The organism is Pararobbsia silviterrae (genome assembly GCF_003628125.1).
Taxonomy (GTDB): domain Bacteria; phylum Pseudomonadota; class Gammaproteobacteria; order Burkholderiales; family Burkholderiaceae; genus Pararobbsia; species Pararobbsia silviterrae.
This window is the reverse complement of record NZ_RBZU01000001.1, coordinates 1,047,905-1,061,466: the sequence shown is the minus strand read 5'-3', so window position 1 is coordinate 1,061,466 and position 13,562 is coordinate 1,047,905. Positions and strand designations below refer to the sequence as shown.

The 13,562-nt window shown below is 64.2% G+C and carries 14 protein-coding genes; 4 read left to right on the top strand and 10 right to left on the bottom strand.

Annotated features, from left to right (window positions below; genetic code table 11):
* The first annotated feature begins 3 nt into the window (after positions 1 to 3).
* The gene (locus D7S86_RS04800) at positions 4 to 324 is read left to right on the top strand and encodes a DNA-binding protein (protein ID WP_121084341.1); all 321 of its coding nucleotides are present in this window, start codon (positions 4 to 6) and stop codon (positions 322 to 324) included.
* Positions 325 to 660: 336 nt separating this feature from the next.
* On the opposite strand, the gene D7S86_RS04795 is transcribed toward D7S86_RS04800, so the two are convergent.
* Positions 661 to 1,338: a hypothetical protein gene (locus D7S86_RS04795; protein WP_121083885.1), complete on the bottom strand. Its 678-nt coding sequence runs from the start codon at positions 1,336 to 1,338 to the stop codon at positions 661 to 663.
* 297 nt (positions 1,339 to 1,635) lie between these two features.
* On the opposite strand from D7S86_RS04795, the gene D7S86_RS04790 reads away from it, so the two are divergent.
* Entirely contained in the window at positions 1,636 to 3,000 is a 1,365-nt protein-coding gene (locus D7S86_RS04790; protein ID WP_121083883.1) for an MFS transporter, read from the top strand.
* A 952-nt stretch (positions 3,001 to 3,952) separates the two neighbouring features.
* Here D7S86_RS04790 and D7S86_RS04780 read toward each other — a convergent pair.
* Positions 3,953 to 4,192 (bottom strand): hypothetical protein, encoded by a 240-nt coding sequence (locus tag D7S86_RS04780; RefSeq protein ID WP_121083879.1) that lies wholly within the window; start codon positions 4,190 to 4,192, stop codon positions 3,953 to 3,955.
* Positions 4,193 to 4,976: 784 nt separating this feature from the next.
* Here D7S86_RS04780 and D7S86_RS04775 point away from each other — a divergent pair.
* On the top strand, positions 4,977 to 5,423 hold the full coding sequence (locus D7S86_RS04775; protein ID WP_121083877.1) for a PA2169 family four-helix-bundle protein: 447 nt from the start codon (positions 4,977 to 4,979) through the stop codon (positions 5,421 to 5,423).
* Between the two features lie 221 nt (positions 5,424 to 5,644).
* Here the strand turns inward: D7S86_RS04775 and D7S86_RS04770 are convergent, their stop codons facing one another.
* Positions 5,645 to 5,986 carry a BON domain-containing protein gene (locus tag D7S86_RS04770; protein WP_121083875.1) on the bottom strand — a complete coding sequence of 114 codons (342 nt, stop codon included), beginning with the start codon at positions 5,984 to 5,986 and terminating at the stop codon, positions 5,645 to 5,647.
* 95 nt (positions 5,987 to 6,081) lie between these two features.
* A complete protein-coding gene (locus tag D7S86_RS04765) occupies positions 6,082 to 6,741 on the bottom strand; it encodes a BON domain-containing protein (protein WP_121083873.1) in 660 nt (219 codons plus the stop codon).
* 547 nt (positions 6,742 to 7,288) lie between these two features.
* Between D7S86_RS04765 and D7S86_RS04760 the strand changes: the two genes are divergently transcribed.
* Positions 7,289 to 8,845: an RNA polymerase factor sigma-54 gene (locus D7S86_RS04760; RefSeq protein ID WP_121083871.1), complete on the top strand. Its 1,557-nt coding sequence runs from the start codon at positions 7,289 to 7,291 to the stop codon at positions 8,843 to 8,845.
* 117 nt (positions 8,846 to 8,962) lie between these two features.
* Here D7S86_RS04760 and D7S86_RS04755 read toward each other — a convergent pair whose 3' ends face one another.
* The 6 genes from D7S86_RS04755 to D7S86_RS04730 form a co-directional block, all read right to left on the bottom strand.
* Complete coding sequence (locus tag D7S86_RS04755; RefSeq protein ID WP_240647981.1) at positions 8,963 to 9,883, bottom strand: YihY/virulence factor BrkB family protein; 921 nt, start codon at positions 9,881 to 9,883, stop codon at positions 8,963 to 8,965.
* Positions 9,884 to 9,959: 76 nt separating this feature from the next.
* Positions 9,960 to 10,217 (bottom strand): DUF2795 domain-containing protein, encoded by a 258-nt coding sequence (locus tag D7S86_RS04750; protein WP_121084339.1) that lies wholly within the window; start codon positions 10,215 to 10,217, stop codon positions 9,960 to 9,962.
* Positions 10,218 to 10,366: 149 nt separating this feature from the next.
* On the bottom strand, positions 10,367 to 10,900 hold the full coding sequence (locus tag D7S86_RS04745) for a hemerythrin domain-containing protein (RefSeq protein WP_121083867.1): 534 nt from the start codon (positions 10,898 to 10,900) through the stop codon (positions 10,367 to 10,369).
* Between the two features lie 418 nt (positions 10,901 to 11,318).
* A complete protein-coding gene (locus D7S86_RS04740; RefSeq protein WP_121083865.1) occupies positions 11,319 to 11,498 on the bottom strand; it encodes a hypothetical protein in 180 nt (59 codons plus the stop codon).
* A 95-nt stretch (positions 11,499 to 11,593) separates the two neighbouring features.
* Complete coding sequence (locus tag D7S86_RS04735; RefSeq protein ID WP_121084337.1) at positions 11,594 to 11,800, bottom strand: hypothetical protein; 207 nt, start codon at positions 11,798 to 11,800, stop codon at positions 11,594 to 11,596.
* A gap of 178 nt (positions 11,801 to 11,978) precedes the next feature.
* Positions 11,979 to 13,376 carry a sigma-54-dependent transcriptional regulator gene (locus D7S86_RS04730; RefSeq protein WP_121083863.1) on the bottom strand — a complete coding sequence of 466 codons (1,398 nt, stop codon included), beginning with the start codon at positions 13,374 to 13,376 and terminating at the stop codon, positions 11,979 to 11,981.
* Positions 13,377 to 13,562: the final 186 nt, after the last annotated feature.

Here is a 13,562-nt window from a genome sequence, read left to right as displayed (position 1 = left end):
ACAATGCAAGCCCAACCCAATCAGGACGCTGAACAAAAGTTTCGCGACATGCTCGATAAATTGCTCGACTTCCCGCGCTGGACGTCGAAGCAGCAACTCGAACTCGAAATGGCGCGCGACGCGGCGAACACGATGTTGCACGTCGCCGAGTCGATGCGGCGCGGCACGCCCGATACGCTGGCGACATTGCGCATCCTGCGGCTCGCCAAGGCGGTCGACTATGTGCTGACCGCGCTCGCGGCCCAGCGCGACATTCGCCCTGCGACGCTGCGCGCGGTGTTCAGTCTCGCGGGACTGCCGGTCGATCCGGCATACGGTCATTGAATCACGCGCGTCGCGGTCCCGGTGCGGCCTCTCGGGACCGATGACGCGATGCGTCGGATCGCAGCCGACATCCTGCATGCGATGTGTTGTGACGATGCATACAGATTGCCGGCCGATCGCGTCGATCTCTCGCTCGCGCCCCGTCCCCGTCCATGTCGCTCCGCTGCTTTAAGCCCCTCTGAGCGCCTCTAAGCGCCTCTAAGCGCCTTCCATGCCCCTCGTGCTTCCGCCCTGCCCCTGTCATGCCGTTACGTACGACACGACATGTTCGCGTGACACGGAACACGAAACACGGCTCGACACCCTTCGGAACGAACGCGCACGAACCCGCGCGCCTCAACGGCGCGTATGCGTGGCCTCAAGATGGATTTCACCGGGCACGCCGGTCGGTGCGGCATGCAGGCGCATGCCGTCGGGCAGCATGGGGGTCGCGGGCGTCTGCGAGCTCATCATCTTCGCGAGCAAGGCCCAGAGCGCGGGATTCTGGACCGAGAAATGATAGGGGCGTCGCCGTCTGGCCATATGGATCGACAAGGTCTCGGCATTGCCGCGAATGCCGACCACGTCGCCGAGCCGGATATTCGTCGAACGTGCGGGCGACATGAAGACGAGCCGCTGATTCGTCAGAAACAACTCGCCGCCGCCGACCGGATGCGCGAGTTCCGAACTGCCGTCGCCCGAACGCACGCGAATCGGCGCGCGCGAACGCGCGCCGGGCTCGCTGCGTCGCGCACGTAGCCGCGCGACGCGCGCATTGATGACTTCATATTGCGTGCAATGCTCGAAGAGCAAGCTGAACTCGCCGTCGACGACGCGCAGATTCGCGGTCGGCGCAAGCGGAAACGCGCGCGTTCGATTGATTTCCTGAATGTAGTGGCAGGCCGCCGAGGTCTGCGCGAACGCACGCGTGCGTCGCCGAAGCTCGCGTTTGCTCGTTTCGCGGCGCTGCTCTCGAATCGAAAGCCACGCGAGCGTCACGAACGCGATGGCGACGATCGCAAGGAAGGTGGGCATTGGATTCTCCGACGGCCGTTGAGACGATCTCGGGGTAAGCGCATCGTATCGATTCACATTGCGTTTTTATGTTGCTCTCCGAACATTGCGCGGCGTTTGCAACGAAATCGTTACTGAAATCGCACGCGGCACGCGCGCCGGATGGCTCAAGACGGCAAAAAAGAAGTGTGCGGAAACCCGCATCGGTGTTTCTGTTTCGAAACACGCGCGCGCACCGTTGCGATGCACTGCGCAAACGCGCCGATGGAGCGGCCGCTACAATGGCGGTTTGCCTGTCCCTGCGCCCTGCCGCGAACCATGCACGCTCCTGACGGACTTCCCACGCCGCGCCGCTATTACGCGCTCCTTGCGCTCGCGCTCGGCACGATACTCGCGGTACTCGACGGCGCGATCGCGAACGTCGCGCTGCCCACGATCGCCCATGAACTCAAATCCGACCCCGCGACATCCGTCTGGGTCGTCAACGCCTATCAGATGGCGGTCATGGTGTCGCTATTGCCGCTTGCCTCGCTCGCCGAACGCATCGGATTCCGGCGCGTCTATCTCGGCGGCCTCTCGCTGTTCACGGTGGCGTCGCTGATGTGCGCGCTTTCGCCGACGATGACGATCCTCGCGATCGCGCGGGCCATCCAGGGCTTCGGCGCATCGGGGCTCATGAGCGTCAATATCGCGGTGATCCGGATGATCTTCCCGACGCGCCAGCTGGCGCGCGGCGTCTCGATCAATGCGAGCGTCGTCGCGATCTCGACCGCGATCGGTCCGACGCTCGCCTCGGGCATCCTGTCGATCGCGAGCTGGCACTGGCTGTTCGCGGTCAACGTGCCGCTCGGCATCGGCTCCGTGCTGCTCGGCTTGCGCACGATGCCCAACAACGAAGTCCACGATCGTCCCTATGACTATGCGAGCGCGATTCTCAACGCGCTGACGTTCGGGCTCGCGATTCTCGCGGTCGATGGCCTCGGGCATCCGGACGGACGCGCGTGGGTCATCGCCGAAGCGATCGGCGCGCTCGTGATCGGCGTGATCTTCGTGCGCCGGCAGCTTTCGCAGACCGCCCCGCTGCTGCCCGTCGATCTGCTCCGGATCCCGATGTTCGCGATGGCGATCGGCACATCGGTCTGCGCGTTCGTCGCGCAGATGCTCGCGTTCGTGTCGCTGCCGTTCTATCTGCAGGATGCGCTCGGCCGCTCGCAGGTCGAAACGGGCTTGCTGATGACGCCCTGGCCGCTGACGATCGTGTTCGTCGCGCCGATCTCGGGCATCTTGTCCGAGCGCGTTCCCGCGAGCGTGCTCGGCGGCGTCGGCCTGTTCTCGTTCGCCGCGGGCCTGTTCCTGCTCGCGGGACTGCCCGCGCATCCCGATGCGTTCGATATCGGCTGGCGCATGGCCGTCTGCGGCTTCGGATACGGTTTGTTCCAGACCCCGAATAACCGCGCGATCCTGTCCTCGGCGCCGCGTTCGCGCAGCGGCGGCGCAAGCGGCATGCTCGGCGCCGCGCGCCTGACGGGACAAACGCTCGGCGCGGCGCTCGTCGCGTTGATTTTCGGCGTCGTGCCCGCGCACGGCACGACGGTCACGTTGATCGTCGGCGCGGTCTTTTCTGCAACAGCCGCGGTCGTCAGTCTCAGCCGCCTCGCAAACCGCGCGGCGCCCGCGGCCTGAGTCATGCGGCCGTGCGCCCGGCCGCGCCGGGCGTACACGTGGGCGCCCACTGCGCGCACGGCCGAACACCGAAACCGGGTCAACGTTTCAAGACTTTATCGTTTTCGCCCGATCGCGGCCGACGTGCGCGCGTCGAGACCACGCGCGCGCGCATCCGGCATCGATTGGCACATCCCTTGCTCGCTCTCCCTGCGCAGCACGGTAAGACGAAATCCGCCGCATTGGCTAAAGTGAAACCATCGGCGTAACAAAGCTCCAGCGATTCAGCACGTGCAAGCGTGCGACATGCGATGCGAGGAAAACGGAGTCCGCGCGCCGTGCCGCAAGATCGGAAGTTCAAAGCAGGAACGCATCGCGTCCTGAGCTTTTCAATCCGGTAAGCGAGGCCATCATGAGTATTTTTGCGTATCGCCGTCATTTGCGGTTTCTCACGCATCATCAACGACGTGTCTGGTGGGATCAACGCAAACGCCTCACGCCACGCGTCAGAATCGGCGAGGCCTATGTGCCCCCGAGCGTGTCGAAAGTCTTTACTTACGTCAAAGTCGGCTGAGCCCGTGCGAGCGCATTGCCGAGTCGCCGTCGACCGCACGCGAGATCATGCGATGTCTGCGTCATGCCCGCGTGTGACGTCGGCATGACCGACTTCGAATCGACATGCCGCGCGTGGCGCCGTCCAATCGCGTCGCGCGCGGTAGCGATCGTATCGACGCCGCCCGGTCCGTTTTGTCGAACCTTCGAATGCACGCGCCGTCGCAGCACGCGCGCGGCACACGTTCGCGCGTGCGCGAATACGTAACTGTCACTGTTACGCATCATCAAACCATGGAAGTCCATTCGAACGCGATGCCATTCCGGCGTGCAAGGTGCGGCCGGCGCGCGGTCATGTGAGGCGCACGACCGCCGCGATATCGTCGGCGCGATCGTTGAAGCGACGGCACGAACTTGCCGCCTACGACTGCAATGCGACGCGCGAGGCGTCGCGCCGCGAAGGCGCCACATGTTGTGTCGCAAGCGGGGTTGACGACGGACCTTGCGCGACGTCGCCTTGTGACGCGTCGTCATCGATGCGCTGCTCATCCGCCGTTTGTGCCCACGACTCGATCGGGTAGCGCTCGTGCAGGTACAACGCGACCGCGACGAGCGCGACAAACAACAGCCATTGCCGTATCTGGACGTGTTTCCGTTTCATGACGATGTACCCCGTATGTGTCCCTGCGTGTGCGGGCGCGCACCCGGCCGCGCGACCGACGAACACCATGCAAACAGCATGCCGACGCAGCGCGCATGTCCGTGCTCGAGGCCGCGCGATGCCCTGCATCAAAGACCACTCGCATGTCCGATCGCCGATCCGTTCCCGCACCCATTCCCGCCCCCCATTCGCCGGCGATCCCGAGACGCGCACGCAGTCATATGCGCATGCGCGCATGACGTGGCTTGCGAGTGAAGTCGGCACTCACTGGGGAGGCCTCGACGTTGATGCGATTCGACGCCGGTCGCCGAGATCGCTTGCGGCGGCGCCGTCTCTCCAAGCGAATTGAAAGATCTCCAGCCCGCGTGTTGATCCGATCGGCCGCGCGCGGCGGCGTCATGACGGCGCCGTTCGACGACGCCTTATTACCAAGCCGCTGTCATTCGCGCACATATCGGCTTGCCTCGCGCGTCGGCCTCACGCCGCGCGGCAAGGCGCATACGCGCGGCACACCATGGGCCCGCGCGCTCGCCGACGACCGGCCTCTCCGACACGCGACGCGCGGCCGGGCACGGCCGATGCGCGGATACGGCAAGCCCCGTGATCCCGCGAGACGCACCGCACGGCGAGCATTGCCGTGTGAGCGATCGCTCACGCACCGCCCACGTCGCGCATCAATGGGTGCATCAATGGGTGCATCAATCCGCGCATCCGTCGGGTCGTGCCGCGCGGGGCTCGATCGGCCTCATGACGTCATGGGCCTTCAAGCACAAGGAGAACATCGATGACGAATACGGTATCCGTACTCAATGACCTGATCGAAACGTCGAAGGACGGTGAACAAGGCTTCCTCAAAGCGGCGCAAGACACGACCGATCCGGCGCTGAGAACCCTGTTCACGTCGCGCGCCAACGCGTGCGCGGACGCCGTCCGCGAGCTTCAGTCGCTCGTGATCCAGCTGGGCGGCAAACCCGAAGACAGAGGGTCCGTCAGCGGCGCATTGCATCGCGGTTGGGTCGACGTCAAGTCCGCGCTGTCGACGCGTGACAATCGCGCGATCCTCGCCGATTGCGAGCAGGGTGAAGACGCCGCGAAGAAGCGTTATCGCGCAGCGCTCGACAAGGACTTGCCGGTCGAGGTGCGAACGCTCGTCGAAGTGCAGTTTCAGGGTGTGCTGCAAAACCACGATCGGATCCGCGATCTGCGTGACCAGTATGCGGCGGTCCGTTGATGCGACGGACGTCGTCCGTCGTTCATCGCAGTTGTCGTGCGATCGATTCGATGTCGATATCGCTATCGATATCGTGAGGCGACGACCCTCGTGACGATCGCCGCGCGTCGTGTGCCGGCACGCCGTCGAACGCTCGCAAATCGGACGCCTGAAACAAGAAAAGCGGCGCATCAGCGCCGCTTTTCGTCTGCACGAGAGTACGGTGACCCGTACTGCCGCGATTAGTTGTTCGAGCGAACGGTCAGCTTGTTCGACACCGACGACACGCCTTCGACGCTTTGAGCGGCTTGCGTGGCGATATCGACTTGGCCTTGCTCCGGCACCGAACCCGTCAGCGTCACGACGCCGTCGACGGCCTTCGTGTAGATACGCGTCGGCTCGAGGCCCTTTGCGTGTGCCAGTGCCTTACGCACCTTCTTGACGAGCGCACGGTTCGCAGCCTTCGACGATGCGGCCGGAGCAGCAGCCGGAGCTGCAGCGTCGCTCGCTTGTGCGTACACGTTCAGCGCGAACACGACAGCAGCAACACCACCGATCGCCTTCAGGAAGTCCACAGATTTCATTCAATTTCTCCTTGTTTGCCATGAAAAAACCAGTGCCCGCACAACCTCACTGAGGCGGCCTACGCCGCCGCCCTAGCGAGGACGCGCCACACCGGTCAATTGCCGATCGAGAGTGTCGGCTCATCCTCGCCAGGCCGGTGCCTGACGTGAATGCGGTTGTCGATCTCGCGGACGCCGGCGCAGTGGTCCACGACATCTTCTATTACATGCTGCATGAAACGATGCGGCACAAACCCTTCCAACGTGACATTCGCACTCACTACCGCTATCCGCACATCCGAGATATCAAGCGACTCGGTGCGCATCAGGCGTTCTGTGACCTCCGCGAGAATATCGGCGTCGGTCCTGAATCTGTCGGGGGATAAATCGGCTGCGGAATCGGTGTGGTCGACGCGATCAACGGGCATGTCGTCATGCACATCCGTACCGGCCGCGGCGCGCACGGCATCGGGGGGCGTCGGCTCGACGAAAGCCTGGACCTGCTGGTCTTCTCCAACCCTCTGCTGCGCTCTGTGCTCGAGTGTCTCCTGCGACTTTATGTTTTTTGGGTCCTGCGTGTTGTCGAAGCTTACCGCATTCGCGTGCCCCGCCCCATCGTCAGGCGCGTGCGTCTCTCGAAAGCCAGGCTCATTTTGCCGCTCGAGATCGCCGCGGTTATGGTGCGGTCCCTCGCCGGGCGCCTCGCCATATCCACCGTCCTGATCGACTGTCACGCCGGGATTATAAGTTTTACGCTGACTCTGCGAAGCGGTCATTGCACACTCCTATCGTTTGCGTGGCCGCATAACAACGCTCACTGACCAGGCCCTTCACTATTGAGCATGCTTATCGAAAATCAATGCGGCATTCATTCCCTCGGGCTAAGGCTTCATATTGGCCAACGCCCTTGATTCATATGTATAACCGCTCATTTTCGGCGTTAAAAAACTTAAGCATGCACGCTTAATCAAGACGAAATTCGACCCCTATACATCGATCTGTCATCAAGCTAGGGAAATTACGGGGCCGGACTCCGACCGCGCCGCACGACGCCCCTTCGTCTCAAGAATAGTCCGATAAGGGCGCGCCCGACAAATGGGACGCGCCCGCGTACGCGCCGTCGTTACATTTGAAAGGATTCCGGTTCGGGACGGCGCGCGCGCCGGGCGGATCACGCGCCCGCCTTGTAAATTCTGCCCGGCACACGCCGTGCCTCGACCTTTTCGATTTCGCGCAATCCCGCTTGTGCACCGGTGTTGGCGCGCATTGGTACGGGGGTTGCTTTACTTGGAGTCCAAGACGTCATCTAGCCGGAGCGGACTCATGCATCCTACTGTCGAACTCAGAGCCAAACAAAGCTTGACGCTGACCCCGCGTCTTCAGCAATCCGTGCGTCTTTTACAGCTCTCGTCGATGGAATTCGCCCAGGAACTTCGTCAAGCGCTCGATACGAATCCGTTCCTCGAATTCGACGACGGCCAGAGCGCCGAGGAGACCGATACGCAGGACGAGGCCGGTCTCGATGCGGCCGCAGGCGAGGACCCCGCGACGAGCGCCGAATTCGGCGAGACCGCGAGCGCGCTTGCGAACGACGCGATCACGGACACCGCGAGCCATGACCTCGCGCCCGACGGTCAGGACGTGCCCGCCGAAGTCATCGCCGATGCGCTCGCCGATACCGATGAACGCGACGGCGCGGCCGCCGGCGATTTTCCGGCGGACCCCTATGCGCAGCGCTCGACGCGTCACGACGGCGAAGACAACGATCCGACCGAATGGATCCATGCCAAAGCGACGCTACGCGATCATCTCCACGAGGCGCTGCGCATGTGCGCGATGCCCGACCGCGACGCGATCGCCGCGCAGCTCATCATCGAAGCCCTCGATGACGACGGCTATCTGCGCCAGTCGCTCGACGAACTCGCGAAACTCGTGACGCTCGATCCGCCGATGACCGAAGACGATCTCCATGTCGCGCTGACGCTCGTGCAACGGCTCGATGCGCCGGGCCTCGCGGCGCGTTCGCTCTCCGAGTGCCTGTCGCTACAGTTGCAGGCGCTGCCGTCGGACACCGAAGGCCGCGATATCGCGCTGCAGATCGTCAATCATCATCTCGATCGCATGGCGCGCCGCGAACTCGCGGAACTGCAACGCCAACTCGGCTGCCCGGCCGATCAGATCCGGATCGCGTGCGCGCTGGTGCGCAAGCTCGACCCGCGTCCCGGCGACGCATTCGGACGCGATGAAAACAACTACATCGTGCCCGACGTGATCGTGCGTTCGATCAAGAACCGTTGGGTCGTGCAGATCAACCCGGCCGTGCAGCCGCGCACGCGCATCCATCGGATGTATGCGGAAATGTTCGCGCAGTGCGGCGCGACGAGCCGTTCGCCGCTCGCGCAGCAACTGCAGGAAGCGCGCTGGCTGATTCGCAACGCGCAGCAGCGCTTCACGACGATTCAGCGCGTCGCCGAATGCATCGTCGCGCATCAGAAAGCGTTCTTCGAATACGGTGAGATCGCACTCAAACCGATGGTGCTGCGCGATGTCGCCGAGGAACTCGGCCTGCACGAATCGACGGTCTCGCGCGCGACCGGCAACAAATATATGGCGACGCCGCGCGGCATCTTCGAGTTCAAGCACTTCTTCCCGCGCGAACTGAGCACCGAGAGCGGCGGCACGTGTTCGTCGGCCGCCGTGCGCGCGCTGCTCAAGGAAATGATCGACGCCGAAGACGTCGCGTCGCCGCTCTCCGACGTCACGCTGGCGAAGCTGCTCGCCGATCAGGGCGTCATCGTCGCGCGCCGGACCGTCGCGAAGTATCGCCGGCTCATGAAAGTGCCGCCCGCGGAAATGCGCCGTCAGTTGCAGGCGTCCTAGTCCGACGATCGCGCGTACGCGGCGGCGCGCGGTGCGGTCATGGCGGCCGCGCCGCATGCCAAACACGGTCGCACGACGCAAACCGGCGGAGCGACATCAAAACCACTCCGCGTTCTGTCATAGCGTCCGATACATATCCGGAGACGGTGTCTCGGGAACTTGTCTCCGCGCACGTTCTTTGGCGCTATACGCGGCGACTTCCGCGCCGAACAGAAAGACCGCCGACGAGTAGTAGAGCCACATGAGGATCACGGCGAGCGAGCCTGCCGCGCCGAACATGTTCGCCGTGCCCGCATGCGCGAGATAGACCGAGAACAGATTCTTCCCGGCGCCGAACAACAAGGCCGCGGCGACCGCGCCGAGCGTCGAGTCGCGCCACTCCATCACGGCGTCGGGCAGGAACTTGAGCAGCGCCGAAAACGCGCAGATCAGGACCGCGACACTCGTCAGATGCTGGGCGCCGTTCGCGAGCAGATACGAAACGCTCGACTGGCCCCAGACCCACCGGCCGAGCATATTGACGACCGTATCGAGCACCTGCAGGACGACGACGAGAAAGCCGACGCCGACGACCAGTCCGAACGAAATCAGCCGCAGCTTGACGAGCGAGATCAGGTTGTCGGTCGGCTTGCGATGCGCCTCCTCGATCGGCCAGATCAGATTCAACGCGGCATGCAGCGACGAGAACGTCGCCGATGCGCCGACGAGCACCGCCACCAGCGAGATCAATGTGGTGCCCGCCGCGAGATTCGCGTGCCGCGCGTTCGCGACCATGGCCTGGATCGTGCCTGCCGCGTCGTTGCCCACGACCCCGCGGATCTGATCGAACAGGCGGCCCTGGATCGCGTCGGCCCCATAGGCGAAGCTCGCGACCGCAATGACGATCACGAGCGTCGGAGACAATGAAAAAGCCGTATAAAACGCGATCGACGCGGCCGATGACGCGCCGCGATGACCGATCCACGACAGGACGGGTTCGACGACCCAGTCGGCCCATCGACGCAGCCGCGCCTTGTCCATGCGCACTCGCGATTTCAACGCCCTGCTCCTTCGGACCGCGCGGCCCGAGCTTCGACGCCGTCACCGCGCGGCGATGAACGCTCGGCGCGGCCTGCTAATGCCAGAGCTTGCCCATCGCGCGCGAGATCGCGGCAGGCCCGACGTAATCGCCATCGGGAAGTTGATCCAGTGTACTGACAATCTCGTGTTTCGCGCCGCGCGCTCGCGCACATTCGACGAGCGCGCGTTTGGACGCGGGATACGCGAGGCCGCCAAGCGCCTTCTGAACTTCGATCGGGTTCGGCAGACGCGTTCCTCGGCTTGCGCTCGAATGCGCCGGACGACTCGCCCGTTTGTCGCGATGATCTGACATGATCCCTCCTCGATATGCGCAACGCGCGTGCCCGACGGGCCGCGCCGCAAACCGCGCCGGCTCGGGCGCGGCCGCCATCTTAGCTGCAGTCTCGGCCGCCGTCTCGGTCGCGATTTGAGTCGCGATGTCAACGCAATATCGACGCGATATCAGTCGCAATCGGTCGGCGACGCGCCGATATCGTCGGTGTCGAAATCGTCGCTGGTGTCGACGGCGCGTTCGAGCGCGGCGCGATGTTCGCTGATTTGCGCGGCCATGCGCCGCGAATTGAACGGCGCGTGACCGAGCACCGGAAAAAGATGCGCCTGTTCGGCGCTCAGATGCCGGCGCACGAGGGGAATGAGCACGCGGAACAGCGCATCGAGGCGGACGGCGTCGCCGAGCAAGGCCTCGGAGCGCTCGATCAGCGCGTTCGCCATCTCGATCTCGAGCCGCGCGACTTCGAGCGCCGTGCGCGCATCCGCCGAATCGGCGACGGATTCGATCGTCGGCAGCACGATCTCGCTTTCGAGGATCGTGTGATAGGTGAGTTCGCGCCCGATGTCTTCCGCGGCCTCGACGCGCGCCTCATCGCACACGTCGAGCTGCTCGTAGCGTTCGAGCAAGCGATGGATCGTCCGATGCTCGGCCTCGAGCAACTCCAGAGCATCCCGTTTCGGATTCAGCGCGACTGCCATCCCCATGATGCGCCCCCATGCACGACTGATCGGCTATGCACCGGCTCATCGGATCCGGCGCGAATCTTCTTAGGAATATGCTAGGCGAAACTCGTTTCAATGGGTAGGGTTTGCGCAAAGACAATGCGGCCCGCGGGATCGGGCCGCATATTCACGTGCATCGATATCGCCATCGACGCGCCGCATCGAACTGAAACACCTTCGAATACGCATCCAAACCGCTCGATGCGCGCATCGATGCGTGCGTCGATGCGCATGCCGAGCGCGTTCGAAGAAAGCCTTCAAACAAACGAGCGATCGAAACGGGAACGATTGTGCGGGGTATACCCGGGCACGCCGTCGCGCATACCCGCGACGGCGTCGCGCCGCTGCGCCGCACCGTTGCGATGCGGCGGCCATCCGTCAAAGCAGAGAAGCGTGGAAATCAGGCGTCCTGTTCCGTGCCCAGTTCGCGCTGGTATTCAAGTCCGGCGGGCCGCGCACCACCCTGATTGTGATCGCCGTCGTGCGGGCGTTCCGACGCGTCTTGCGCGACGGAATCGGCCGGCGCGTCGTCGCACGCGGGATCGGCCGGTGTCGGGTTCGGGGTGGGGGTCGTGGACATCGCAGGTCTCCTGGGCGGACTCAGTGATTCGCGGCTTGGGCCGGATATTCAAGCATAGTCGCTTCGCGCCCGATTCACAGGTCAGTGCGCACAGCTCAGAACGCCTGCGGCGGGGCCTGGCCCGGCAACGGCGGCGGATCGCCGATCGGCGGCATGTCGGGCACGCGCGGCGGATCGCGCGTCGGATCGGGTGAGGGCGAATCGGGCGGCCATGCGGGAGACGGGTCGGGGGACGGCGGCGGCGTCGTGCCCGGCGTCGGCGGTTCAGGCCGATGCAGGTCGAGCGTACGGAAGGCGTTCATGTTGGCGTCCGGATCGTTGGCGATCCCCTGACGCCGCATACCGTGTGCCACGCCGGCGAAATCGCGGCCCTTTCGCGTCCATTCGCGGCCCTTCCGCATTCAGATCCCGGCCTTTTCCCTTCCCTAGCGCGGCCGTCTGGCACGCGACGCGCATCGCACGCCGCCGACCGCGACGCCGCTACGCGTCGATATCGGCCTTTTCATCATTGTCGGCGTCGCCGGCCGCGTCGCCCTTCGCGCTGTCACCGTACTCGACGAGTCGGTTGTACAGCGTCTTGAGGCTGATGCCGAGAATCTCGGCCGCGCGCGTCTTGACGCCGCCGCATTGCTCGAGCGTCGCGAGAATCAGCTGCTTGTCGGCCTCCGCGAGCGACGTGCCGAACGCGATCGTGACCGAGGTCCCCGTCGAGGGTTTCGCGAGCGAGATCTGCAGCGGCACGGCGGCCGTATTGCTCGCGTCGGCGCCCGCCATGATGTACGCACGCTGCACGTAATTCTTGAGCTCGCGCACGTTGCCAGGCCATGTGTACGTCGCGAGCGCGTCGCGCGTTTCGGCCGGGAACGTTTTGCTCGTGCCGTACCGCTGGTTCAGATCGTCGAGAAAGCCTTGCGCGAGCAGTTCGACATCCTTGCCGCGCTCGCGCAGCGGCGGCAGATGCAGCGGAAAGACGTTCAGACGGTGATAAAGGTCGAGACGCAGCTTGCCTTCGAGCACCGCCTCTTCAGGATCGCGATTCGTCGCCGCGATGAGCCGCACGTCGGTCTCGAGCTCCTTGGTCGTGCCCACGCGCATGAAAACACCCGTCTCGAGCACGCGCAGCAGCTTGACCTGAAGCTCGATCGGCATCTCCGTGATTTCGTCGAGGAACAACGTGCCGCCGTTCGCACGCTCGAAATAGCCCTTGTGTTGACGGTCGGCGCCCGTGAACGAGCCGCGCTCGTGACCGAACATTTCGGATTCGATGAGGTTCGGCGATATCGCACCGCAGTTGACCGCGACAAACGGATGTTTGCGGCGCAGGCTCAGTTCGTGGACGGTCTGCGCGGCCAATTCCTTGCCCGTGCCCGACTCGCCGACGAGCAGCACCGAGGCCGCGGTCGGCGCGACGCGTCCGATCTGGTCGTAGACGGACTGCATCGCGGGCGAATTCCCGAGCATGAGCCCGAAGCGTCCCATGCGGCGCAATTCGCCGCGCAGCGTGCCGATTTCCGCCTTGAGATCGCCCGACCGCGGAATGCGGTTGACGATCGATTTGACGCGCTGCAAGTTGATCGGCTTGACAAGATAGTCGGTCGCGCCGTTCTTGAGCGCGTTGACGGCGCTCTCGACCGTCGCATGCCCCGTGATCACGATGATCTCGACGCCGGTCGGATCGAGGTCCTCGAACAGATCGACGCCGCTGCCGTCGGGCAGCTTCAGGTCGGTGAACACGACGTCCGGGATCTGACGCACGATCTGAATACGCGCCTCGCGCAGATCGCCGGCGGTCACGCAAGTCAGCCCGTCGTCGCGAATCACCTCGGCGAGCGCCTGACGGGTCTCGAGATCGTCATCGACAATCAGAACATGTGGCATACGGAATGGACCGGTGAAGTTGAATGCGCCGCACGTCGCCGCGCGTCACCGCCGCGGCAACGGCGGACGGCATTCATGAAGCACAAAATACCTGACGCGAACGCCGTCCGGAAAGGTTTGCCGGACGGCGTTCGCATACGGTCTGCGCTCTCGATTATAGAGTTTGCGTCTACACCGCGCGACCGC